Annotated in this window: 22 protein-coding genes; 2 read left to right on the forward strand and 20 right to left on the reverse strand. The window is 66.3% G+C overall.

Annotated features, from left to right (window positions below; all coding sequences use genetic code 11):
- Positions 1 to 58: 58 nt before the first annotated feature.
- The 6 genes from AL346_RS10705 to AL346_RS10730 all read right to left on the reverse strand — a co-directional run bounded on the left by AL346_RS10705 (position 59) and on the right by AL346_RS10730 (position 5,037).
- A complete protein-coding gene (locus AL346_RS10705) occupies positions 59 to 277 on the reverse strand; it encodes a DUF6117 family protein (protein WP_019400657.1) in 219 nt (72 codons plus the stop codon).
- Positions 274 to 684, reverse strand: a complete 411-nt coding sequence (locus AL346_RS10710; RefSeq protein WP_019400656.1) for a hypothetical protein — start codon at positions 682 to 684, stop codon at positions 274 to 276. Before AL346_RS10710 ends, AL346_RS10705 begins: the two co-directional genes overlap by 4 nt.
- Positions 685 to 783: 99 nt before the next feature.
- Positions 784 to 2,892 (reverse strand): ParB/RepB/Spo0J family partition protein, encoded by a 2,109-nt coding sequence (locus AL346_RS10715; RefSeq protein WP_019400655.1) that lies wholly within the window; start codon positions 2,890 to 2,892, stop codon positions 784 to 786.
- 175 nt (positions 2,893 to 3,067) lie between these two features.
- Complete coding sequence (locus tag AL346_RS10720; protein ID WP_050996451.1) at positions 3,068 to 3,556, reverse strand: RadC family protein; 489 nt, start codon at positions 3,554 to 3,556, stop codon at positions 3,068 to 3,070.
- Between the two features lie 120 nt (positions 3,557 to 3,676).
- The gene (locus tag AL346_RS10725) at positions 3,677 to 4,081 is read right to left on the reverse strand and encodes a DUF2958 domain-containing protein (protein ID WP_019400653.1); all 405 of its coding nucleotides are present in this window, start codon (positions 4,079 to 4,081) and stop codon (positions 3,677 to 3,679) included.
- On the reverse strand, positions 4,078 to 5,037 hold the full coding sequence (locus tag AL346_RS10730) for an ArdC family protein (protein ID WP_019400652.1): 960 nt from the start codon (positions 5,035 to 5,037) through the stop codon (positions 4,078 to 4,080). Before AL346_RS10730 ends, AL346_RS10725 begins: the two co-directional genes overlap by 4 nt.
- Positions 5,038 to 5,348: 311 nt before the next feature.
- Between AL346_RS10730 and AL346_RS10735 the strand changes: the two genes are divergently transcribed.
- Both AL346_RS10735 and AL346_RS10740 read left to right on the forward strand, forming a co-directional pair.
- The gene (locus AL346_RS10735; RefSeq protein ID WP_026014859.1) at positions 5,349 to 5,966 is read left to right on the forward strand and encodes a type IV toxin-antitoxin system AbiEi family antitoxin domain-containing protein; all 618 of its coding nucleotides are present in this window, start codon (positions 5,349 to 5,351) and stop codon (positions 5,964 to 5,966) included.
- Positions 5,959 to 6,828: a nucleotidyl transferase AbiEii/AbiGii toxin family protein gene (locus AL346_RS10740; protein ID WP_019400650.1), complete on the forward strand. Its 870-nt coding sequence runs from the start codon at positions 5,959 to 5,961 to the stop codon at positions 6,826 to 6,828. The genes AL346_RS10735 and AL346_RS10740 overlap by 8 nt, the downstream gene beginning before the upstream one ends.
- A 31-nt stretch (positions 6,829 to 6,859) precedes the next feature.
- Here AL346_RS10740 and AL346_RS10745 read toward each other — a convergent pair whose 3' ends face one another.
- The 14 genes from AL346_RS10745 to AL346_RS10815 form a co-directional block, all read right to left on the reverse strand.
- A complete protein-coding gene (locus AL346_RS10745) occupies positions 6,860 to 7,309 on the reverse strand; it encodes a very short patch repair endonuclease (protein WP_019400649.1) in 450 nt (149 codons plus the stop codon).
- Positions 7,310 to 7,314: 5 nt separating this feature from the next.
- Positions 7,315 to 7,818: a hypothetical protein gene (locus tag AL346_RS10750; RefSeq protein ID WP_019400648.1), complete on the reverse strand. Its 504-nt coding sequence runs from the start codon at positions 7,816 to 7,818 to the stop codon at positions 7,315 to 7,317.
- Positions 7,819 to 7,857: 39 nt separating this feature from the next.
- Complete coding sequence (locus AL346_RS10755; RefSeq protein WP_019400647.1) at positions 7,858 to 8,472, reverse strand: PD-(D/E)XK nuclease family protein; 615 nt, start codon at positions 8,470 to 8,472, stop codon at positions 7,858 to 7,860.
- A gap of 1 nt (position 8,473) precedes the next feature.
- A complete protein-coding gene (locus tag AL346_RS10760; RefSeq protein ID WP_019400646.1) occupies positions 8,474 to 14,119 on the reverse strand; it encodes a DEAD/DEAH box helicase in 5,646 nt (1,881 codons plus the stop codon).
- Positions 14,116 to 14,988, reverse strand: coding sequence for a hypothetical protein (locus tag AL346_RS10765; protein ID WP_019400645.1), 873 nt, complete (start codon positions 14,986 to 14,988; stop codon positions 14,116 to 14,118). The genes AL346_RS10760 and AL346_RS10765 overlap by 4 nt, the downstream gene beginning before the upstream one ends.
- Positions 14,985 to 16,091 (reverse strand): hypothetical protein, encoded by a 1,107-nt coding sequence (locus AL346_RS10770; RefSeq protein WP_019400644.1) that lies wholly within the window; start codon positions 16,089 to 16,091, stop codon positions 14,985 to 14,987. The genes AL346_RS10765 and AL346_RS10770 overlap by 4 nt, the downstream gene beginning before the upstream one ends.
- 1,372 nt (positions 16,092 to 17,463) lie before the next feature.
- The gene (locus tag AL346_RS10780) at positions 17,464 to 18,642 is read right to left on the reverse strand and encodes a DNA cytosine methyltransferase (RefSeq protein WP_156332732.1); all 1,179 of its coding nucleotides are present in this window, start codon (positions 18,640 to 18,642) and stop codon (positions 17,464 to 17,466) included.
- 335 nt (positions 18,643 to 18,977) lie between these two features.
- Positions 18,978 to 20,339: a ThiF family adenylyltransferase gene (locus tag AL346_RS10785; protein ID WP_019400641.1), complete on the reverse strand. Its 1,362-nt coding sequence runs from the start codon at positions 20,337 to 20,339 to the stop codon at positions 18,978 to 18,980.
- Complete coding sequence (locus AL346_RS10790; RefSeq protein WP_019400640.1) at positions 20,336 to 20,866, reverse strand: Mov34/MPN/PAD-1 family protein; 531 nt, start codon at positions 20,864 to 20,866, stop codon at positions 20,336 to 20,338. Before AL346_RS10790 ends, AL346_RS10785 begins: the two co-directional genes overlap by 4 nt.
- 3 nt (positions 20,867 to 20,869) lie before the next feature.
- Entirely contained in the window at positions 20,870 to 21,322 is a 453-nt protein-coding gene (locus tag AL346_RS10795; RefSeq protein WP_019400639.1) for a hypothetical protein, read from the reverse strand.
- A 4-nt stretch (positions 21,323 to 21,326) separates the two neighbouring features.
- Positions 21,327 to 21,575 (reverse strand): hypothetical protein, encoded by a 249-nt coding sequence (locus AL346_RS10800; RefSeq protein WP_019400638.1) that lies wholly within the window; start codon positions 21,573 to 21,575, stop codon positions 21,327 to 21,329.
- Between the two features lie 68 nt (positions 21,576 to 21,643).
- Positions 21,644 to 22,237, reverse strand: coding sequence for an ImmA/IrrE family metallo-endopeptidase (locus AL346_RS10805; RefSeq protein WP_019400637.1), 594 nt, complete (start codon positions 22,235 to 22,237; stop codon positions 21,644 to 21,646).
- A gap of 101 nt (positions 22,238 to 22,338) precedes the next feature.
- On the reverse strand, positions 22,339 to 22,731 hold the full coding sequence (locus tag AL346_RS24640) for a helix-turn-helix domain-containing protein (RefSeq protein ID WP_082312492.1): 393 nt from the start codon (positions 22,729 to 22,731) through the stop codon (positions 22,339 to 22,341).
- A 41-nt stretch (positions 22,732 to 22,772) separates the two neighbouring features.
- On the reverse strand, positions 22,773 to 24,095 hold the full coding sequence (locus tag AL346_RS10815; RefSeq protein ID WP_019400635.1) for a site-specific integrase: 1,323 nt from the start codon (positions 24,093 to 24,095) through the stop codon (positions 22,773 to 22,775).
- Between the last annotated feature and the right edge of the window lie 46 nt (positions 24,096 to 24,141).

Here is a 24,141-nt window from a genome sequence, read left to right on the forward strand (position 1 = left end):
GGCGGCGCTCTCTCTTTGACCGTCCCGGCTCAAACCCGTCCCGGCCATCCTCTCCCTCTCATGGCGCCGGCGGCACATAGGCCTCGCAGGGCTTGCCCTCGGCGAGGTGGCCGAAGGGCGTGAAGACGAAGTCCTCGCCGTCGCGACCGACGGCGCAGATGACGTAGCGCGGTGTACCCGTCGCGGCGTCGACACACTCCATGAGAGCGAGATTGCCGTCGGCCGCCGCGCGCAGGAGCGTCTCGAAATTGGCGCGGGCATGATCGGGAATGCTCATGGCCGGCCTCCTCGGATCGTATCGTCGAGCCAGCCATGGGTGCCGATCCAGGCGACGGTGTCCCGCCGACCGAGATCGAGCACATGGGCGCCGCAGCCGAAGGCATTGATGCGCGGACGCGAGCAGGTGTTCGCCCATTGAAAGCCCCAGCGGCCGGTGAGCGCGAAGGTGTCGGCGCAGCGCAAAGCGAAGTCGACAACGCGTTGCGGATCGCCGGTGCCGTCTTCCCGTATCCAGAGCTTTGAGCCTCCGTGGGCGGGATCGATCGACAGGAGAAACCCGTCGGAGGGCGGATCCTCGATCGCACCTTGCGCGCAGAGATCATTGTAGATGTCGAGCGCCCGGGCGGCATTGCCGGGCGTGCCTACGTCGAGCAGGCAGGAGAAGTGTGTGAAATAGTCAGCCATGGTGGCCTCCGGAAACGAAAAACGCCCGGTGCGGGGACCGGGCGTTGTCGGAATTGATGGTGAAGGACGCGGGGCGGCGCGGGACCGCCCCGCGTCTGCTTATTCGGCGGCCACGGGCTGAGGCTCGTCGGCGGGTTCGCCGTCGACCTCCTCCTCGTCGGCGAGAAAGGCCGGCAGCGTTTCGGATTCGCCGCTGTTCACCTCGGAGTCCACGTCGTCGTCCAGCGCGGGAAGGCGAAGCGGTTCGGGCAACCAGCCGCTATCTGCGAGCAGTCGCTCGGCTTCCTTGGCCATGTCCGGCTTCTTCAGATGATCGATGAGCTGTGCGGTTTCCTCGCCCTTCGCCTCGCGCACGGCGTCGAGGATGCGCGGCTTCGTCACCCGGCCGAAATAGTTGTCGACCGCCGGACGCCAGCCAACCTCCACCATGTCGAGACCGGTGGCGCGCGCCAGCCGGTCAGCCTCGCGAATGCGCTGCTGCACGCCGTGCACGGTCGGCCCGGCGCCGTAGGGATTGGCCTTCTCGTGGAGCGCATTGACGCCGAAGGAGACGCAATGAGCGAGAAGCGCCATGCGGCTTGCGTCGTCGAGATCGTCGAGCCTCTCCCAGAGCGCGTCATCGTCGCCGAGGGGAAGATCGGCCTTCCAGGCTTCCTGCCGATCGTCGACGGACTTGGCGGATGCACTGTCCTTGAGATCGTCGGCCTGCACGGGAAAGAACACATGTCGAATCGAAGCCTCGAGGCATCCCGGCGAGGAGACGTGCTGGAAGGTATCGCGCACCAGCTTGTGGAGGAGCGCGGTCATGGCGATGTGCGGATTGCTCGCCAGCGCGTCGCGCAGTGCGAGAGTGCGGTGTGCGGTCAGTTCGATCACCAGCCGCTCGGGCAGCGGCTTGACCACATCGTCCTCGTCATCCTGCGGCTCGGGCTCGCCGCCGACCGAAATGACCCTGCGTTGACCGTCACTGCCCGGCGTTTGGCCGCCGTCGCCGTCAACGCCGGTGTCGCCGCCCGCCGGAGCTTCGTCGTCAGGCCGGACATAGCCCCGGTCGACGCTGAGCCTGCCATCATGACCGATGCCGACGAACACGCCGGCACGGCCGATCTCGGCAGGATCGTAACGCTTCGGCCGGTCCTCGAACGCGCCGAGTGCTGCCTCGATCTCACCGAGCCGTTCATCCACCTCGTCGGGCAATTCGTCGGCTTCGGCATACTCGGATTCGAGACGGTCATATTCGTCACGCAGCGCGTCGCGCGTCGCGCGTTCCTCGTCGGTCAGATCGACCGGTCTGCCGGAAAGCTGTCGCAGGCCTTGCGTATGGCCGTAGGGAAAATCGGCGGCGACCTCGATCCACTTCCAGCCTTCGCCGGCGATGGTCTCCGCCTCGGCCTTGAGCTTGTCGGCGACGAGACGCTCCAGCAGCGGCACGTTCTCGACCCAGCCGCCGTCATCGTCCTGGAACAGGTCGCGCATGACGGTGCCGCCAGCCTCTTCATAGGCTTCGATGGTCACGAAGCGCACGCGTCGGTCGGCGGCGCGCACGGTGTTTTCCGTCAAGATGCGGCGGATCTGGTAGGGTTCCTTCGACCAGCTATGCTGGATCGACTCCCAGATCTGTTCCTGTCGCGCATGGTCGGCCGAGACGGTGAAGGCCATGAGCTGCTCGAGCGTCATCCCGTCTTCGGCATAGAGGTCGAGGAGCTTCTCCGACACGGTGACCAGCTTGAGCCGCTGCTTGACGATGCTGGGGGAAACGAAGAAGCGCGCGGCGATCTCCTCCTCGGTCGTGCCCTGTTCGCGCAAGGTCTGGAAGGCGCGGAACTGGTCGAGCGGGTGCAGCGGGGCGCGCTGAACGTTCTCGACCAGGGAATCCTCCTCCGCCGAGATGTCGCTGCCGGCCTCCCGCACGATGCAGGGCACGGGCGTCGTCCTGGCGAGGCGCTTCTTCTTGGCGAGGAGTTCGAGCGCCCGGTAGCGGCGGCCGCCGGCGGGAATCTCGAACATGCCGGTTTCCTTGCCCTCGGCGTCGAGGAGCGGTCGCACATTGAGGCTCTGCAGGAGGCCGCGGCGGGCGATGTCCTCGGCCAGTTCCTCGATAGAGACGCCGGCCTTCAGGCGCCGGACATTGGACTGCGAGAGGACGAGCTTGTTGAAGGGGATGTCGCGCGAGGCGCTGAGGGTGATTTTCTGACTGGCGGTTGCCATGATGGGTTACTCCGCGACGGGCGCCGAGAGCCTCTCTCTCGACTTCCAACCCGTCACGGAAATCCCCTCCCTCCTCTGACTCTCCGGGTGGCGCGGTCGGCTTCCTGTGACAGGCCGCCACTTCGGGAAATCGCGTGCGGATAAACCAAGCGCCAATTGGCTGTCCGACACACAATCAGATTTCGCCTCGGGCGCGCAGACTGACCTCCCGGCCGATACCGACGATGATATGGTCATGCAGCGTCAGGCCCATAAACTTGCAGCCTTTCTGGATTTCCTTCGTCATCGCAATGTCGGATGGCGACGGTTCAGGATCACCGGCAGGATGATTGTGGACGATGATCAGCGCGGTCGCGTTTAGCGCCAGAGCCCGCCTCAGAACTTCCCGGGGATAGACCGGGACGTGATCGACCGTGCCGATGGAGAGGCACTCATCCGAGATGAGACGGTTCTTGCGGTTGAGATAGAGGACATGAAACCGCTCCACTTCGCCGCGGATGGTGAGAGCGCAATAGTCCAGCACCGCCTGCCAGGATGACAGGACCGGATTCTGGTTGAGGTGCCGCAGCAGGATCTGGCGCGCCTCATAGATGACGACTTGCTCCTGGGCCGAGAGCGGTGCGGACTGCGGCTCCACACCAAATGTCTTCTGATGCCGGGTCATGTTCAGGTCTCCCGACGGGCAGCAGGCCCGATGCCAATGCTCTCAACCCGTCACGAGGCGAGGCGCCGCCCTCTGCCTCGGAGAGAGCGGCGCAGGATCGCAAAGCCGGAGAGCCGGAAATCAGACTTTGCGGGTTTCCGTGTCGGCGGATTTCCGGGTGAGCGCGGCATCGCCGCGGGCGCGGGCGTAAAGAATGCGCTCGGCCGCACGTATGCTGCCAGCCTCTCTTGCCGCCTCAGCCCAGACCGAGATCGGAAGATCAGTGGCAAAGAGCAGGTCCCGCTCGATCCCCATGCCGAAGGGCAACCGGATGGACTCCATTTCCTCCAGCGAGAAACTGCCAAGTTCCGGATAGCCGATATCGGCGAGGCCGAACATGATGTCGCCGTCCGGATCCAGCTCGGTCGCGAGCCAGACGCCTTCGCCGAGCGGATTGAAGAATTTCACGACCGGCACATGGTCGACGTCACGCTGACGGCCGTTGGCGAGCAGCCGAACGCGCAGATCAGGTGTCAGGAGAATCATGCCGCCCTCCTGTCGATGAGGTCGGCATTGACGGCGGAGCTGCCGGCATCCGGAAGGAAGGACAGGATCCAGTCCGCCGCCTTGCTGGCCTGCGAGGCGGCACGGACGATGGCGCGGGAATCCTCGCGCATGACGTCGAGCCAGGAGCCGATGTAATCGGCGTGCCGGACGGTCGGCACGATGCCGAGCGAGGCACAGCAGAAGGCAGCGTTGATCTCGGCGATCAGTTCCTCGAAGGCGTATTTCTTGGAGCCGAAGGAGCCGGAAAGATCGCGGTTGAGCCGTTTGTGATGGCCGCTGGCGTGACCGATTTCATGAAGCGCGGTCCGGTGCCAATTGATCGGCTCGAAATAGGCCTGCGGCGGCGGGACCTGAACATAGTCGTGGGCCGGCACATAGAAGGCCCGGTTGCCGCCGATGCGAAAATCGATGCCGGTGCCCTCGATCAGCGCCTCCACGGCGGGTTCTATCAGCCCCTCCGGAACCGGCAGCGCGGCCGTCGCGACATCCCCGGGCAGGTTCTCGCACTGGTCGGTGTTGAAAACCGTGAAGCGCTTCAGGAAGGGAATCGCCTGGGCTTCCTCGCCGGTCTCGCGCGCGCGCCGCTTCTCGTCCTCCGGCACGAAGCGGTCGGCATAGACGACGGAGGTGCCGCGCTCGCCCTTCATGACATTGCCGCCAAGCGAGAGGGCCTGGCGGAAGGTGAGCCAGCTCTGGCCGGTAAAGCCATGTTCGATCACCGCGCCCCACAGGAGCAGCACATTGATCCCCGAATAAGGCCGGGAGGTCGAAGCATTCTTCGGCATGGCGAGCGGCGCCTTCGCCGCAGCCGTGCCCCAGGGCTGGACCCAGGGCACGCGGCCCGCCTCCAGCTCGGCGATGATCTTGTCGGTGATCTCGGAATAGAGATTGGTCCGGTCGCGTCTTGCGCCGGCGTTTTGCTTGTGTCTGGACATCGCGGTTCTCCGCGACGGGCGCCAAGGGCCTCTCCCTCGGCTTCCAACCCGTCACGGCAAACCGGTCCGCACTCTCACTCTCGGGGCGTTGCGGGGTGTCCCCGCAGAAGGGGTCGGGCGAGACTACAGGCTCAACCGCAGGGGAAGGCCTTCCCCTCCTGGGCTTTCCACGTCGCGGTCCATACGCTTCCAATCAGCGGCGCGATGGCTTCCAATCAGCCGATTCAGCAACCTCCTTGGTCTTTTCCTTTACTGCCCCATGTGATACAAAACCTCGCACTACGGATGTTGAAGTGCGAGAGTATGTATCTATGCCTCAGGCCCGATCCCAGCGCGAGACAGCCCGCGATCTCCTCGCGGCGCGTGGGATTCTGCGCTTTTCGGAACTCAGGGATGCCGGTGTAACCGCCGCAACCGTCAGCCGTATGGAAAAGGATGGCGAGGTCATCCGCCTGGCGCGCGGGCTCTACCAGCTCCCCGACGCAGAGCTCGACGCAAACCACAGCCTCGCCGAGGCGGCCAAGCGTTTCCCCAAGGGCGTGATCTGCCTCGTCTCGGCACTCGCCTTTCATGGCCTCACGGATCAGCTTCCGAAGAAGGTGTGGATGGCGATCGGCCGGAACGACTGGACGCCGAAGCCGAGCGACATGCCGATCCGTGTGCTGCGTTTCTCGGACGATCTGCTTGCCGACAGCGTTGAAACCCATGTGATCGAAGGCGTATCGGTAAAGGTGTTCGGTGTGGCAAAGACCGTCGCGGACTGCTTCCGCCATCGCGGCAAGATCGGTCTTGCCGTCGCGCTCGAAGGCCTGCAAGAGGCTCTGCGCCAACGAAAATCCGCGCCTGCAGAGATCGCCAGGGCGGCGGATACGGGCGGGGTCGGCACGGTGATCCGCCCCTATCTGGAAGCGCTGACCGCCAATGGCTAAGGAGATCAAGAATATCGGCGCCTCGGTGCGCGCTCGGCTCCTCAACCTCTCCAAGACGAAGGGACAGAGCTTCGATCTGGTGCTCACGCGCTTCGCGCTGGAGCGCCTTCTGTTCCGGCTCAGCCAGTCACCCCACGCCGACCGCTTCGTGTTGAAAGGAGCCATGCTGATGATGAGCTGGTTCGACGATCCGCACCGCGGGACGCGTGATCTCGATCTGCTGGGTTTCGGTGACCCGAGCGAAGAGGCGATGGTGGCGGCATTCCGGGACATCCTCGCCCAAAACGTTGAAGACGGCGTCGTGTTCGATCCGGATACCTTGCGTGTCGACCGAATTCGCGAGGAACTCGACTATGGCGGTCTCCGTCTGCGTGCGATCGCTTCGGTCGGCGGCGCCCGGATCAATCTGACAATCGATATCGGCTTTGGCGATGCGCTGGAGCCTGGGGCGGAAGTCGTCGACTATCCGGTCATGCTCGATCTCCCCGCGCCGAGGCTGCGCGCCTACGCGCGGGAGACAGTGATCGCCGAGAAATTCCAGGCGATGGTGGCGCTGGGCCGGGCGAACAGCCGGATGAAGGACTTCTACGACATCTGGATTCTCAGCCGATCGTTCGCATTCGACGATGACAGGCTTTCACGCGCGATCGCCGCAACCTTTGCGCGGCGCAATACGGAAATCCCTACCGGCCTGCCTGATGCGCTGACGACCGACTTTGCGGCTGACGAACAGAAGCAGCGCCAATGGAAGGCGTTCATCGGGGATGTCGCGCTTGATCCTGGAACGCTTGCGGACGTGATCGAGGACCTGTCTGCTTTTCTTCTGCCTCACGCGGCGGTAGCCGCAAAGCTCACCACATAGCTGATAACGGCGCGCAAGCGTGAACTGCCGTTTAGGAGGCGAAGAACGCCTCAAGCGCACGCTGCAGCCGGGCGCCATCGCGGACATCGCACTCCCAGACGACGAGGACACGGAAGCCCCGAGCTTCCAGAGCCGTGATCTTTTCCGCATCGCGGGACCGGTTGCGGGCGAGCTTCTCGCTCCAGTATCGGGTATTCGACTTGGGTGACGACGCGAGCCGGCAGTCAGCGTGCGAATGCCAGAAGCATCCATGGACGAAGATTGCCCATTTGCGCGTCTTGTTGGCAAGATCGGGCTTGCCGGGAAGGTCATCCACGTGATTGCGGAAACGCAGGCCGAGCGCCTGCACGGCTGAGCGCGTCAGCACTTCCGGCTTGGTGTTCTTGGATCGGATACGCGCCATAATCTGCGAGCGCGTGAGCGGCTCGCGTTTCCGCCGTGGTGGTATCTTCGCGATTGGCGATGACTTGGACCTGGACATTTCAGCTAGTCTGCCCTTTCACGCGCAGATTCATCTGCCGTCACGATGCCCGGAAGGTCGTCCAGCGCGAAGACGCAGGTGGACGGATCTGCGCGCAGACGCCCGTCGGGCTTCAGCTTAGCCGCGACGATTCTCCAGTGCGCGCCTGGCGGCGAAGCCGTCAGGTCGCCGTGAATGCTCCGGCGCAGCACAAGTGGCTGTATGCCCGGCGGCATGGATGGCTGATCGACAGAGAGGTAGGCGGTGTAAAGGTCGCCATCCAGGCCCAGCTCTATCCTGTCCAGCACGCCAGCAGCCGCTGTTTCGGGCAGCCCGCCTGACCCTGTTGCTGCAAGCCATGGCCAGAAGGAAGGACAGAGGACCTGGAAGGGACAGTCCGCGCACGCCTGGTCTTCGGGCTGCGCGAGCGCGCCGGCAGGCGCCTCCGCGGCGAGCTGCCGGTTGAGGCTGTCGAGCGCCGCCAGCGCGTCGCTGGCTTCGGCGTTGCAGGCGGGAGGATCGATCGGCACGTCCAGGGTCTGACCCGAGGCAGCGACGATGCGCCCCTCCTACGGCCAGCGGCCCAGGGCTTCTGCGATGATGGCAGCGTAGAGGCGCAGCTGTCGGCGGAAGCCTTCAAGGATCGCGTCTGCTCCGCGCCAGGCTGGATCCGGAATGGAGGATTTGTATTCGGTCAGCACGCGGCCGTCGAAGCGGTCCGGCCGTCCGGCAAGGCGGCCGCCGCGCGCCAGCAGTAGCCGCTCGGTCGAGGCGCCGCTTCCACGCGTGCCGCCAACAGGCGCCGGCCGGCGCTGGCCGCCGGGGTTCGTGGCGATGGTGCGCTGCGCCGAGGCGAGCGCCCTCTGCCGGACAAGAAAATAGCCGGGCCATCGCTCTGGCGCCGCGTAGCGCGCGTCCAGCGCGTGCGAGGCGGCCGCTGCGGATGCCTGAGCGACCGTCGCCGTCCAGGCCTGTTCTGCGTCGGCCTTCGTTGCGCCGGGCCGGGCGGCGGCCTCCATGACCTTGTGGAAAGCGGTCCCGAGCCACGTGCGTGGATCATGCAGAACAAGTCCCTGTGCCGCCGATGATGCGGCAAAGGCGCCGCGGAGTGCGCACAGCCGCATGTGGGACCACAGGGTCGGGCTGGTGCGGTCGATGGGCGTGAGAGCGATCTGGCCGGGCATGCTAGACCGGCCGCCGCAGTGCCTCGAACACCGAGATGAAGCTGCGCTGGGGGTCGACCCTGAGGCCGTGGCTGCGCTCGGCATCGTCCCAGGCAGCCGCGAGTTCCGGGCCCACCGTCGCCCGTTCCGTCAGCCACAGCGGATGGGTGACGATGACCGCCTCCGTCCCATCGGTCAGGGCCGGCAAACCGCCGAACAGCGTGCGGCTGAAGCCGGGCCGCGCGGCTTCGAGAGTGACGGCCGCGAGATCCGCGACACGGCTCCATCTCGGCGACGACAACAGGAGCGGAATCGACGGATCGAGCGCGAGCTCCGCCATGTCGACCGCCAGCCGCCAGTCGAGCAGATTGTGGTAGGCGAGATTGCTGTAGCTGCGCAGGCAGTCGGGGCAGGATGTGTCGCAGGCGTCCGCGTGCGAATGGGCCGCGAGCCGGTCATGAAACTCGCGCGGCGTCGGCTGCGCAATCATCTCCAGCAGTTCCTGCATTGCCGCCGGGTTCCCAAGGTGGGTCGCATAGCCCGCGCCATTCTCCAGCGTGTCGGAAAGGAAGACCTGGCCGGTGACGGTGCCGAGTGCGGGATCCTCCTGGCTGCGGATGCCGGCCTTTAGCTCATAGTCCTGGATGTCGAGAAGGACGGCCGCCGCGCGGCGCAGCATGAAGGCCAGCGAGTAGAGCGCGGCCCGTCCTTGCGGCGTCCGTGGATCAGCGCCGCTCCCGGGACCATAGTCGCGGATGCCGAGCAGCAGCATGTCGGTCTCGCTGATCGCCGCCAGCGCGCAGGGTACGATCGCTCCCGTCGGCGCGAGGGGCCGCCCTGGCCGGCGTCCGACCGACGCGGCGTGCTTCTCCTCGGCGGCATTTGCCGCGGCGACGTCGATCATCGCCTCGGTTCCCGCCCAGCGCTCCTGCGAAAAATGGAAGAGCCGGCCGGCATTGTCGTTGACGACGTGCAGCCGTCCCTGGCCTGCGCCCACATCGAAATTCAGATGCGGGACGATCGGAAAGGCGGGCCGGCCCACTTTCGGACGCGCGGCGCGCGGAACGAAGTCGAACACGCCGTCATAGTCGCGCGCCTTGGTGAAATAGCTGACGAAGCCCTTGGGCTGGCGCAGGTCCATCGGGTGATAGTCGCGCTCGTCCGGCCCTGTCGGCGAGGCGCACACCGGGCAGGCCGGTACGTCGGGCGTCACCGTCTCGACATGCTGGCAGTTTCCGCACAGTCCGATGCGCACCGACGGACCGAGCGGGTTGACCTCTTCCACGGCGCGCGGCCCCTGGGGCCGGTAGTGCGCGACGCCGATGGCGGTGTGGATGGTCCGCTCTTTGACGGTCTCGGCGCCAGGCGCGAACATACTGACCGCCAGCTCGAGATCGCGGTCGACGACCTGGCGGGGCGGCCAGTTCGAGGGCTGCTTATGATAGAGCAGCCGCGCGCGGGTCGGGAAGCCGAACATCGGCAGGATGCCGCGATTGGCTAGGCGCTCGCTCAGGCCGATCTGGATGAGGCTCTGGTCCTGGGTCGCGGCCGTGATCTCTGGCACGAGGCTGTTGGTGATCCAGCCGATCGCGACCGCTCGCTGGGCGGGGTCACCGGCGAGACGCGTACCGACGAGCAGCGCATCGCAGATGGCGGCGACCGCCGCCTGATGCCGGCTGATCCAGTCCTGGATGATGTCGGCGACAGTCGTGCCCCGATAGCCGGCGGGCGGATTGGGCGGCGGCTGCGTCCAGGCGGCGGCCGTGCCGAATTCGCCGTGCACGCTGTCGCCTGCGGTGCCGGGGAACAGGCTGAGATCCGAGAAGATCTGGCGCAGCACTTCCTTGGCGAGAACCCGCAGGAGGATCTGCGGCCGGTTGGTATCCACATAGGGCGGCGGCGGCGGATCCGCCGTGATGCGCTCGGGGCGCTGGAAGTAATAGTCGTCATGACTGCGGCCACGGCAGAGCGTCAGCGCCAGGGACAGCGGAGCGCCGCGGCGTCCGGCGCGGCCGACGCGCTGCTGGTAGTTGAAGCGCATCGGCGGCATGTTGGCCATCATCACGGCGAGCAGCGATCCGATGTCGACGCCGGCCTCCATGGTGGTGGTCACGCTCAGGAGGTCGATATTGTCGGTGAGCGGCACTTCGGCGCCGACCGTGATGTTCTGGAACAGGCGCTGGCGGTCGCGCGCCATCAGCTTGTCGGTCTGGCCGGTGAGCTCGGCGCAGTTGAGCCGGAAGATTGGGCCGGCGCTCACGGCCAGCCAGCGGTAGTAGTCGCCCTCCTGGCCCGCATCGTCGATGCCGATGCGCAGGGGCGTGTCGAGCCGGCTTTGGCAGCCGCTGCAGATTCCGCCGCTTGCGTGCAGATGGATGCGCGAGCAGCGCGCGCACTCATAATAGGTGTCGCCCGCGTCCGCGGCGAAAAGGCCGCGGAAAAGCAGCAACCCTTGGTCGAACACACCGGCTGCCGCCAGGAGGTCCGTGACATCGCGCTCGAAGTCAGCGGGGGTGCGGCCGTTCAGCACGGCGACCGCTTCAAGATAATCGCGGGCGTATTTGGGAAGGCGCGGATCATCGACGGTCGCGCGATGGGTGTCGATGCGCCGCCGCTTGCCGAGCATGCGGATGCAGCTGTCGGCCGCTTCGCGCACCACCGCGGGCGCGGTGGTGTGCCGCATGCGGTCGAACGTGACGTAGCCGAGCTTCAGCGATTCGAGATCGCGCCGGCCGCCGGAGAACAGGGTCTCGGCGACGGCTTCGCGCGCAGCGACCTGGATGCGCGCGCGGTGCGCCTGCTCTTCGCCGGAGAGCGCCGGCCTGTAGGCCGGCGGAGACCGGGTCCAGTCGAACAGCCGCTGCCATTCCCCCTGATGCTCGTCGAGATCGGTCCACATGACGCTGCGGTCGACGCCTCCGGGATTCATCCCGGTGGTCAGCAGCCGCCGCGCGGCCTCTTCCTCGAGGTCGGTGACGCGTGACAGCCCCGCACCGGCGCGCGCGAGGACCTGGGCCGCGAGCTGCTCCATCGTTAGGCCGCCCACGGCAGACGGCAGGGTGCGCAAGGCGGCATGCTGAGCGGAGAGGATGGCCTGAGCCTCGCTCTGCCGCGACACCGCGAACAGCCCGGCGAGCGCGGTCTCCTCGGGGGTGAGGGCGCCGCCCTGGACCTGCCGCTCGAAGAGGAGCACCGCGCGGGTACTGTCGGCCATGCCGTCGACCAGCGCCTGGCGCAGCCCGTCAAGCCAGTGGGACTTGGCGACGCCGACGGCGAGCTTGGCCGCGTCCTGCCGGCTGTCGGAGAAGAGCACGAGCTTGCGGCGCACGTCTTCCGGCGGAGACCCGGCCACAGGCTGGGGCGGCGCGATTTCGCGCAGCAGCGAGTCGGACAGTACCTGCGCAACCTTCTGAAAGCCGGTGCGCTGCGTGCGGATCGGCGCGGAGCTGGTCATTCCGCTCCAGTTGGCTTCGCACTGCGGGCAGACCGACGGCCGCTCGTTGCGGGCGCTGGGGACAGCTGCCCGTGGCGGCACCGGTGTCTGATGCAGATCGGCGACGTGGTAGATCCAGCCGGTCGCGTCCGTGCTCCGCCGCGCCACCTGGATCTCGCCGGTGCGGTGGTCGAAAACGGCCATGCGCCATCTGCGCGTGACGCCCTCCTGCACCCAGCTGTCCCGCTGCGGCTGGCGGAGCGTGCCGTCAGGCATCCGCGCCGGCCAATAGATGGCGTAGTTGTCGTAGTCGCGGTCGTTGGCCGAGTGGTCCGGCGCCTTTTCGATGTTGGGATCGTCGGGTACCAGAGACCAGACATTCTGCTGCAGCGTGCGCCGGTAGCCGCCCAGGAAGATATCGCCGCAGGGCTCGCAGTAGAGCATTTCGAGGACGCGCGACCCGCAGGCGCAGGTGGTGGTCGGGCGGTCGTAGAGCCGGCCGACGGGAATGGCTGCATCCGTCCATGATGCCTGGCTGCACTGCGGATTGCTGCACGCCCAGACGCCCTGGACGTTGCGGAAGAAAAGGTGGACCCGGATCGGCAGTAGTGGCGCGCCGGTTGGCGATTGCGCGGGCGCCATGGCCGCAACGATGCCCGTCGCGGCCGCGGTTGAATCCTGCGGCGTGTCGCCGGGGAACAGCGTGGCGCCAAGCGCGCCAATGGTGCGCGGCACGACCGTCGGATTCTCGTCAGTGGCGCCGTTGCACGCAGCGCGGACGGCGTCGGGCACGCCGGCTTCCGCCAGCACCGCGCCCAGCTGCTGCGTTTCCGGGAGGCTCGCGTCGGGGGCCGGCAGGCTGGCGGCGGCCGCGAAGGCGCCGGCGGCGGCTGACAGGCTGGTCCCGCCGCCATTGGCGACCTGATTGCCGAGGTCCATAAGCGGAGCGGCGAGGTGGCGCAGACGGTCCGCTGCGCCGGCAGGCAATGCAAGCGCGCCGCCCCGGATCAGGCTGAACGGACGCGAGCGGCCGAAGAACTGCAGCAGATAGTCTTGCGCCCGGGCCTCGTCCTCGCCGAGCGATGCGCTGGAGGCGAGGATGCGCAGTTGCGGATGGTCCGGGTGGAGACCGAGCCGGTCGTAAAGGACGCGGAGGATGTAGCCGACCTCCGTCCCCGGCGTGCCGCGATAGGTGTGCAGCTCGTCGACGACGAGGTGGAAGATGTTGGCCGGGTCTGCCTCCAGCCATTGGCGGGTCTGCTCGAAGATGGGCATCTCGACGTCGCGCATCAGCATGATGTTCAGCATGCTGTAGTTGGTGATGAGTACGTCCGGCGGCGCATCCTGCATGTCCCAGCGGCTCCAGGCCTCGCCGCCATCGAAGCGGGGGAAGAAGCGCTCGGCGTCGGTACCGGCGACCCGGGCGGCCATGCTGCTGAGGCGCTGCAGCTCGGTGCGCAGCTCGCCTTCGGCGCCATCGCGGTCCGGACGGCCCGAAACCGGTGTCCACCCCGTATAGCGCCCGAACCAGAAGCGGTTGCCCGGACGGTTGGCGCTGAGCCAGGCGCGCACGTGATCGCCATCCAGCGCCAGGCGGAGCCTCGCCATCTGGTCTTCGGCGAGCGCGTTGAGCGGATAGAGGACGAGCGCGCGCATGGCCGCCATCCGGCCTCCCTGCTCGTGTGCGCGCTGGGAGATGCGGGGATGGTAGCGCCGGTTTCCCGAGCCCGCCGGCGGCGGCATCGTCCACCAGTCGTTGCGCGGCGCTGGGGCAAGTGCGGGCCAGGCGGCGGATTCCCTGATGAGCGCGGCGAGGACGGGGAGATAGATGGACTCTGTCTTCCCGGACCCCGTGCCGGTGAGGATGACCGAGTCCGCGCCTTGTAGGACGCTAGAGCGCAGCATCTCCACCTGGTGTCCGTAGAGCTCGATCGGGATAGCGCCGCGCGGGAGGAACAGGCCCTGCTCGGCGACGCCGGCGAGGTCGCCCACGGCTGAAGCTGACCAGCCGGCGGCTCCGCCAAGCACATTCGTCACGGCCGCGCGCACGTCGTGGCCGCTGCCGGCATAAGGCGGCTGCGGTTCTATGAGTGGCTCGCGATAGAGCACGCCGTCGCGGTCCAGCAGCTGCCGGCGGGCGCGGACCAGCTCTTCGAAGCGCAGGTCGAAGGGGCTGTCGAAATAGCGCAGATACGCGCCTTTCAGGTTCTGAAAGGTCTGGATTGGATCGCTCATGCGAGTTTCAGCCCCGTGATGGCCAGCGTCAGCCTCAGGATTTCTGGAGGGACGCCGGCAAAGGAGATCCGCCGCGTCGCGGCGTCGTACTGCGGAAGAAGGCCGGTGCAGAGAGTAAGGGCCCGGGCGATGGCGGCCGGCGGATAGAGCTGTCCGGGCAGATCGAGCCTGCCCGAGCTGGCCGTCCATGAAGCAACCTTGAGCTTTGCCGCGGCGGCAAGCCGGCCTGCGCTGTCATCGATATAGGAGCAATCGGAGACGTCCGTCTTCAGGATGCTGACCCAGTCCCAGTCGCGCTTGATGCGGAAGAAGCCGGACCGGGCAGCGGTTGCCTCTGGGAGCGTGGAGTCAATCCAGCCGATCCGAGACCGGGAAAAGCGGCGCACCGTCTCGACGCGTCCGGCAACCATCGGACAAGGTGTGCGCGGCCATTTGCGGATGGTGGGTGTGCATGCGAGCAGTGTAAGCGCCGCGTCGTGCTGCAGCGGAATCCTGGCGGCGGACGCAGCCGCTGCGAGCCCACTGTTTGAGCCGGCGATGACACGGATCACCGAGGGCCGCGCCGCGGCGGCCTCCGTTTCGAGCTGGACGCCGACGCCTGCGCATGCGCTCGCCAGCGCCGCGAGGACGCCGGGCGTCCGGGCGCCGCACAGCACTGCGGCGGCGGCCCCGTTGGGCCTTCTTGGCAGGACCGCGAGGACCGGCGGGGCAATCTTCCAGTTCGCGCCCGCTAGCAGTTCGAGATGCCCAAGCGTGGCCAGATTTTCTACAGTGCGGCGGACCGCGCCGGCGTCGGCAAGGTCGGAGGCGATGTCGCTGATCCGGCCGGAGCGGCGGAAGGACATCCACTCGAGCAGGCGGTCCGTCATGTGAGCGGCCTCCTGTTCCTGAGCCGGCGGGCGCGCTCCTTCGCCTTGCGCCATGAATCCTCGCCAAGGGAATCGGCCTGCACCAGCGGGAGGCGGCGCGCCGCTGCGCTCCGCACAATAGTCACCCACTCGGCGTCGTGTTGCCTGGATAGTTTCTGTGCGGGCGCCAAGCCGAGCCAGACGACGCGGCCTTGCGACCGGCGGAGACCGGTCGCCGCAAGCAGGAATGCGGGCGGTTGGGCCATGAGACCGACGGAGACAGCGGCATCGCCGCGTCGGCGGAGCGGCATTGCCCCCGATCGGGCGCCCAGCGCAATCAGCGTCGGCTGTGTCTCAGCGGCGAACACCATTTCGTCCGCCGGTCCTCTGACGAGCGCGCCGCATATCCTTGCTCGCGACCAGGGTTCCCCCACTCCATCGCCGAAGCGCTCGGGATGGGCGTCCCAGAAATCCCAGCCGCCGGACAGCCAGGGATCGGCAGCGATCTCGTAGGACGCCGAGGGTCCGGGGACGACATCGACGATATGCTGGCCGGGCGCATCCCATCCCGGCGCGGTCCAGGCGCCGTCGGCAGAGAGCGCGGCCGGCTGGCTCCCGATAGTGACTGACGCGGCGCCTGGCGCCGGAAGAATGAGAATCCGCGGGGGATAGCCGGCGGCGTAGACGCGGCCCCGCAGCGCCAGTCCTCCATCGAAGCCGATCTCGAGGCCCTCGCCAGGATCGAGCGTCCGCAGCCCGGCCGGCAGCGGCGTCGCCGCGGCATGCATTGGCGTGTACCCCGACAGAACGATCCAGCCGCCGGGAATGCCCTGCCAATGCTCGTGCGTTTGCAGTTCCGAAGAGCCTGTTGATGCGGCGGCTAAGCGGACGGCTTCGACATCGCCAGACCGGCAGATCAGCGCATGGGCGATGCCGGTCCGTGCGGCGCTGGCCGAAATCAGCTCGGGCTCGTTGGGGTCCTGCACGAAGAGGTGGACCTGCCGGGCGCTGCGGAGCCACTGGAATCCGTCCGCGCTCGCAAGCCGGAACTCGCCGTCGAGCAGCTCGCTCGTCCACGGCAGGTCGAGGTCGTCGTAGCGCTGATCGTCATAAGCCTCGATCACTTGGCTGCCGGCTTCCTGAACCGTTACGCGCGCGGGAAAGCCGTCGGGACGGGTCAGGATAACGGAGAGCCGCGCCGTGCGGCGGATGGGGTGAAGAGACAGGCGCAGTCTCGCTTCCGCCGGTGGCCGGATGGACTGGCCCGAAACTCCGGCGACGGATTCCGGCGGTGCCGCCGCCTCAACCGCCCGGCGTTTCCCTCTTCGGTCACGATGGACCGCGGGCTGCTTGGGCCGGGGCGCACGGCCGGCCGGCGGTTCTAGCGCAGGTTGCGGTGCTGGCTCTGAGCCGGAATTAGGCTCTGCAGGAGCGGCGCTTTGAGCTGGGTCCTCTTCCCCTGCTGCTGTTGGCAGGCGGGCGGTGTCGCTCTCGGCTTCCGCTTCAGGCGCCGGCTCCTCCGGGCCGGTGTCAGGCTGGCTGGCGACGCCCTCTTCCGGTGGATCGCCCGTGCTGTCCGCGGAGGCCAGACCGGCGTCATGGGGCGCTTCGACTGTGCTGCGCGGGGTCAGCACCGGGGCAGAGCCGTCCTTCTCCGCGCCGGCGTCCTCGCAAGGAGCTATGGCGCCGCCCGCCACGACCGCTACCTGACCGCCTGCTCCGGGAGCTGGTTCCCCATCGGGAGGCGACGGCAGCGGAACCTGCTCGGCGGGCTCTGTTTCGCCGCCGCCAGGCTCCGGAACGGCGAGCGCTGCGGCATCCTCCAAAGGCGGCGGATCAGGAGCAAGCAGTTCGGGCGGCTGCGCAGGCAGAACCAAGGCCGGACTGTCCTGGTCCGCAACAGCAACCTGATCCACAGCAGCATCAGGTCCAGATGTGGGAGCGCTGTCCGGCGCCGCGACCGCGCTCTGGCTGTCCGTCTCCGGAGCTTTCTCATCGACGTTAGGCGCCAGCAGGTCCGGCTCGGCGCGGTCCGCGCCAGCGCCAGCGCTACCGGACACCGGAACCGCCGGAGCGATGGGCTCCTCCATTGCTGGAGGTGATGACGGCTGGACGGGAATACACGACTGGGCCGGCGGGAGCGGTTCCTGGAGAACGTCAGTCGGTTCGGGCGTCCCATCTTCATCCGCGGCCTGTGCCAGGTTCGCCGCCCCGAGGGGCTCTGGCGGCGACGTCACGGGTTCAGCGGTCGCCGCGCCACCGGAGCCGCCCATCGTTCTTCGAGTGGGGCTGGTGCGCGGGCTTTCCCCGGCCATGTCGGCATCGCTGCTTGCTACGTGCGGTGCGGAAGCCCGGAGCGCGGCCGCGGCCGCACGTGGTGCCGTCTCGACGCTTGCCTTGCGCGACAGCCGCCGCCAGCCCCAGAGGCCGATCCCAATGGCCAGGGCGGCGAGCAGGCCGGCAGACGCAAGAAAAGCCATCTCCCCCATGCCGACGCTACCCGCTTGCCTTGCGGGGCATCTGGTCGAGCAGCCCTGAAACGGCACGCGCAACCGCACGCGCCATGAGCGGCGGAACCGCGTTGCCGACCTGCTTCAGCTGCTGCCATTCGCTGCCGTGGAAGACGAAGCCATCGTGAAAGGACTGAAGCCGGGCCGCCTCTCGGACCGTGATCCAGCGGTCATGAGTTGGGTGGATCCATTCGGAGAGGTCCCGATGCATCTGCGCGAGGATCGTGTAGGATGGTTTCTCGGGATCCAGACGGCGCCATTTGTGCCCGCGCGTGCCGTTCCAGAGTGCGGCGGGAAGGGAATCGCCGCGGGCGCCGGGGCGAATGGCGGCGATGATCTTCTTGCGGCGGGCTTCGATGCCCTTGGTGTGATGGTTGTAGAGTATGTCCTCGGCGAGGTTCGTCCGCTTCCGCGCGGCCGTCAGCAGCTCATGGTCCCAGTCCAGGCGCATGAGCTTCTGGAAGTCCGAGTAGCGCCCGCCGGGCTTCTTTGGATAGGGAAGCGGCCCGTCGTCGTCCGACACGGTTGCGGGGAGATCAGACAGCGCTTCACGGACCGTGACGATCGCGTCCGACTTCTCCCGCTCGAGGAGCGACTTGATGGCTTCCGCAAAGTCCCCGTTGAACGGCAGCCTGTCGCGGATTCCGAAGACGAAGACGCGGCGGCGGTGCTGGGGAACCCCGAAGTCGGAGGCGACGGCTGGCAGGATCGCCGTCCGCGAGTATCCCGCTTCGCGGAACGCATCGAGGATTCTGGCTTTGAAATGGCCGTTCTTCATGGCCACCATGTTCGGGACATTCTCCATCACGAACGCCCGCGGCCGGAGAAGCCGGACAACGCGGACAAACTCCTCGTAGAGGCGGTTCCGGGGGTCGGCGAGGTTGCGGGGGCCGATCTGGCTGAAACCCTGGCAGGGTGGCCCGCCATAGACCATGTCGATCTTGCGGCCCGTCAGCTCGCGCAGGCCCGGTACGCCAGGCTGCTCGTCCTGCAGGAAGCGGACGATATCACCCTTGTAGAGCGCGACGTCGGAAAAGTTGGCGGCGTGCGTCAGCCACGCTTGCGCATCCGACTCGACGGCGCAGACGACATTCCAGCCTGCGAGGCGCACGCCCTCGCAGAATCCGCCGGCTCCGCTGAAGAGCGACACGGCCCTGAGAGTCATGACAGGCCGCTCGGACGGCAGCGTATGACGCTGCGGCCGCTGCTTAGGCTTTGAGGAAATGCGTTATGTCCCATAGTCCCCCGTCACAGCCTGCGGGGTCCGGTCCGATTCCGCAGATCCCCTCCCCATTGAGCGCGCCTCCTCGAGTTCCAGACGCACTTAGCGCCGGCAGATTCGGCGCGTTTCCGAGGCGATGAGATCCCGTGTGGCCGTCCTGGGCGCTTGTTCGCCAGCAGTATAGACTGAAGAAGTTTATGTTCTCTAGCCCGCACGCTACGGTGGCGCCGGTTTTTGCCTCGCAATTATTGTTGTCCGCTGGCGCGACCAGCTTAGTTTCATTCCGACAGCGCCGCGTATCGCGACCCGGCGATCATGCGACCGTGAAGCGCACTGTCTCGTCCCGACTGACATAGGCAGCCTGCGCGCGGCAAAAGCCGCGCGGATACGAGCTTGTCCTCCGCCTTTGTCGAATACTGTGTGATCGTTTTGGAGAAGGGGTAGTTTGGTAGGCCGAGCTTGAGAATCTCGGCGGCGGTCATGAGCCCTGCGGCGAAGGAGAGGAACGGAAGGGTGGCGTCGATTTGCTTTCCATCCAAAGGGCTTGCGACCTTGCCCGTGGCGCAGGCCGTCGGCACGATCGGACCGCTGTCCGGGAATAGACACAGCGAGCACGGATCGCGCAGGGGGACATGCCGGATGACCGAGGCCTGCCAGTTCTTCCCTGTCGTGCCGTAAATCTGAATCGGGGGCATGTCGGCCTCGATCTGAAACCGCACATGATCCTCGTTGGCGGCGGTGATTAGGAGGTCGGGCGTCCCTTCCTGCCTGTTCCGCCAGAGCTTCGACTCGGCCAGGGCCGCACGTTCGGGCTTGACCGTGGCAACGCCAACCGAGCGCAGGTAATCGGCCGTCGCATCGACCTTTGGCCGTTCATCGTCCATCGCGGTGAAAATCGGCGAGCGATCGAGGTTCTCGATTTCGACATCGTCCTTGTCGATCAGCCCGGCCTCGAAGCGTCGGGTGAACAGCGTCAGAAAATACAGCGCCGCCGTGCCGACGGAGCCTGTGCCGATGGTCCAAAGCTCGCCGAGCGCGGTAGCCGGATCAGGCTGCGGCGCTCCCTGCGGAGCGGCCCGCGCGGACCAGTCCAGCGTGTTGCACAGATAACTCGTGGGGGAGGTGTGCAGCCCTTCTGCGAGCAGATTCGCGCCGCAGAGAATGGCGGCGAAGGCCGGGCCACACGGATTGGTGATATCGCTTGCGCGAACAGGAGATGTTTCCCTCCCGAAATAGCTATCCCAGCCGCAGCCATGGACGAGGGCGGCGCCGCGGATGGCGCAGGATCCGAACGCAATCGCAACATCGCCCGAGTTGGGACCGCGCGCCATGAACCGTCCGCCCTTGTCGGCGGGCGTCGCGGCGAAGAGCTGCTCGAACAGCAGATCAGAAAGAGACTGCCCCGCCCAGGGCAGCGGATCGCGAACTTTCGTGCCGTCAGGAACGGCGATCGCCACCGAGGGCGTCATTCTTCCAATCAGGTTCGCCGCCGTCAGCAGGGCCACCTGCCCGGCATAGGTTTCGGCATAGGCGGCATCGATCGCAAGGCTGATCCAGCGCCCCGGATCGAGCGGGCGAGCACCGCGCCCATAGAGATTTGTCCGGGAATTCCGTCGCGAGAGGAAGCTCTGATCGTTCACGGCAGCCGCTCCGGCAGGACCGCCACGTCGGCAGCCGTGAGATCGAGCCAGCGGCGTTCACCTCCGCTGAACATATAGATCGCCGCACCCCTGAAGTCGGGCAGAGCCTTTCCGTATTCCGGCAGCACGATCGAAATGAACCCGCCGAACCGGATCAGGGCGCCGGCGACATCGCCGTCGCTGTGAAAGGCCTCGCCGGGATGCGTATGGAGCTGTCCGACCACCTGCAGCCCGTGCACGTTCGCGGCTTCAACCACCTGCCGCATGGCGGCTGTGTCAACATGGAAGCTGCCGCGCGTCGTCCGCGCGACTGGGCGGAACACGCTCAGGGCGATGCTTGTGAAGCCGTCGGTCTGGCCCAGCAGATAGACAATTCCCTCGTGGCCGCGCGCTGTCTCGGGCTCGAGGGCAGGCCGAAGGGCGCTAACGCAGGCGGCAGTCATCAGGATGCGCCGCGGCTGCGGCGGCGTGACCGGGCGAAACGCCGCGGGGCGCGGAGAGAAAAGACGCTGGAGCCAGTTCCGCATGCCTCACCCCATCCGCTTCGTGAATACGGTGAGAAGCTCATGCGCAATGCGCGTTGCCATCGCCGCGAGCGTCCGCGTCCCGCCGGTTTCGGAAATCGTCATCCAGTTGCCGATGGTCCAGTTGTCGTGCGGGCCTCTTGCGTCCACGCCCTTGTAAGCGAGGCGGTTCCACGGGGCGCAGATCACACCGGCGCTGTGGAAGAAGTTGCCGCCGAGCGGCGTGTCACACGGCGCGTCAATGGCTTTGGTCTCGGGGTTGTACCAGTGCCATGCCGGCGGCCTTGCGGCGAAGCCGTCGCACTTCGCCAGGGTCGTGAACCACGAGCCGTCCTTCGCCAGCATGCCGAGAATGAAGCTCGCGGGATCAAGCTGCTCGAACTTCCAGCCATGCAGCTCTGCATTCTGCCGCACAGCCTCGATCTGGCTCGCGAGGACGAGTTCGGACGCCGTCGCCAAAACGCTATACGCCCGAACCGGTGGCGAGCAGGCTGAGTGTCGCCTCGCTGCCGAAGTGAAAGCTAACGAGCGGGCGCTCGGGGGCGAGCTGCTCGTCGCCGTTCATCAGGCGGAGATCCTCGCCGGCATCGAGGCCCTTGGCCTCGACGATGGCTGCGATAACCGCCGACACCTTCGTGGTCTTCGGAAAAGCCCCATGGAAAGGCCCTGCCGGGGTGGAAACGTGGAGCGTGATTTCATCGGGCTGCCGCATTTTTCGATCTCCTTTCATCTGTGTATGCACACGTTAGCTTATATAGCTAACACTGCCGGCAAAAAAAGTCAAAGGGTGAGCTGGCTGTCGTCTGCGCGGGCGAACAGATCATCGAGACGGATTCGGACAACCACCGGATTTACATCAAAGATTTCCGCAAGCTCCCGCGCGGCCCGCTCCCTCTGGTCGTCTTTCAGGTTGGGCAGGCCGAGGCCTCCGCGTTCCTCGCAGAAGGGCGCCGCGGCCTTGATGACAAGGCCCCGCGGCATCAGCAGCCCGCCGATCGCCCGATTCGCCTGGTATTCCCACCAGCGCCCGTCATACCGCGACTCATGCGGGCTGCCGTGAACGTCCCGGCAGAGAATCTCGGGTCGGTCATCTCCGTCCTCAAACAGCCTGGGCGGCTTCTCGCCGAGCGCGAAGAGGTGCATGTGCAACAGCCCGTGTCCCGCCTCGTGGGCAAGCGTCGTGCGGATGCGGCGTTCGGAAACGCTGCCGCCTTCCTCGTCGAGCGTTGTCGTGATGACGATCCCCGTGACGCCGGACGGACCGAAGGACGTATAGCCGAGCACGCCTTCCGGGAGCGGCTCGTAACGCGGCGAGACCTTGAAGTGCTTCTCGACGAACCGGTCGATCCGAACGGCTTCGGGCGAATCCGGCATCAGTCCCGCGACCTGAAGGGCATCGCCACAGATACGGTCGATTTCCGTGGGCTTGTAGAAAGGCCGGGTCGCAAATGGCCCGCGGTCCGTCCGGTACGTCCTCATTTCTTTTGGCCCCCTTTGGGCGGAGGCTTGCCCTTGTTCACGAGCTGCAAAAGCTGTTCAGGTGTCAGCTTCTTTTCGACAAGCGTGCGAAATGCAAAGGCGTAGCCGGGGTCCCGCTCCGTCATGCGTTTGATCTCATCTAGCGGCGCGCGCTGATCGTGCCTCTTGAGTTCGGCGAGATCGAGCTTCAGCAGCCGCGCCATTTCCTCCAGCATCGGCTCAGACGGAAAGCGCCGTCCATGCTCCACGTCGGATATGAAGGGCGGCGAACATTTAAGGCCCTTCGCGAATTCGCGGAGCGACAGGTCGAGCTCTTCGCGTCGTTCGCGGATTTTTTGGCCAAGTGTTTTCACGGTGTAAGCATACTGAGCGAACGACTCGCCTGTCAAGAATCATTACCTCTTCCGAAACATCAATTCACGCCCACTCCTCAGCCAGCGGCCCTCGCGTCGCTGAGCATCCTGTCGATCGCGTCCTGCCGGGATCGCCGATCGAAGGTGTAGGAGTTGCGTTGAAATTTCGTCCCTTCAAGCAGCGCCTGGACATATCCGGAGACGGTGTCGGCCGCCATGACCAGGGTCGTGTCCAGCGTGTGAACGTACTTGCTCGTCACAGAGCCTTTCGCATGACCGATTAGGGCGGCGATGGTGATCTCGGTAAACCCGAGATCGTTGGCGATGCTCGCGAAGCTGTGCCGCAGAACGTGCGGCGTGACATCCCAGAGGGGGCTCTCGGTGAAGAGCTTCTTCCAGCTCTGCGGAAAATTGCCCACGGCATTGTCGTCGCCCTGACCGGGGAAGACGTATGTGCCTGTTCTGTGAGCGTGGCGCTTTTCCAGGAAGTCGATCGCCGGCAGGCCGATCGGGCGGACCGACGCGCCTTCCTTGCTATCGGAGAGGCGCAGGCAACTGCCCTCGAAATCGACCTCACTCCATTTGAGCTCCACGATCTCGGTCTTGCGGCATCCGGTCAGGGCGATGAGTTGCAGGATCTCAGTGTGGATTTTGTAATGATCACTCTTGCGGGCGCGCGCGAGAATTTCGCCGAGCGTCCGGTATTCGGCCTCGCTGAGGCGCCGGTCGCGGACCTTATACTTCGGCTTCTTGAGCCCGTGCGTGGGGTTGTGTTCAACAATGCCGAGCTGGACGGCGTAGGTGAATATGCCGCCGAGCAGGCCCATTGCCCGCGTCGCCGTTCCCGGCCCACCGCGGACAATCGCACGTCCACGGAGCCTTTCGGTCTTCACTGAAACGCGGGTCTTCCCAGCTATGATGTCTCGCATCAGATTGTTCATGTCGGCCTTGGTGATGTCTTGAACGCGACGATTACCGACGAGCGGGATGATGTGCCGGCGGATGCGGCCGGTATCCACTTCGACCGTCGACGCCTTCTTGGGCCGGCCGCCTTTGCCAAGGATGAGCCCGGCCTGCATGTCCGCGACATACTGTTCGCAGAGCTGCTTCATAGTCAGCGCCTTGCGGTCCAGTTCACGCTCTTCGGCTGGGTTCTCGCCTTGCGCGACGCGGCCGAGTTGAACCTTGGCTTCCCGGCGCGCCGTTTCCGGAGTCCACACGCCGTGAAGGCCGATTGTGTACCGGCGGGACCGTCCGCGGGTGCGGTATTGGATGACGTAGCTGCGCTTGCCTGAGGTGAAGACGCGCAGGCCGAAGCCGGGCAGTTCGTCATCCCAGATCACGTAGTCCTTGTCGCCCGGCTCGGCGGAATCGACGATGCGTTTGCTGATCCTCGGCACGCTTTTCAGTCCCTTCCGGGCCCGATTTCGCGTAAGCACCACGTAA

The sequence above is a fragment of the Chelatococcus sp. CO-6 genome (genome assembly GCF_001271345.1).
Taxonomy (GTDB): Bacteria; Pseudomonadota; Alphaproteobacteria; order Rhizobiales; family Beijerinckiaceae; genus Chelatococcus_A; species Chelatococcus_A caeni.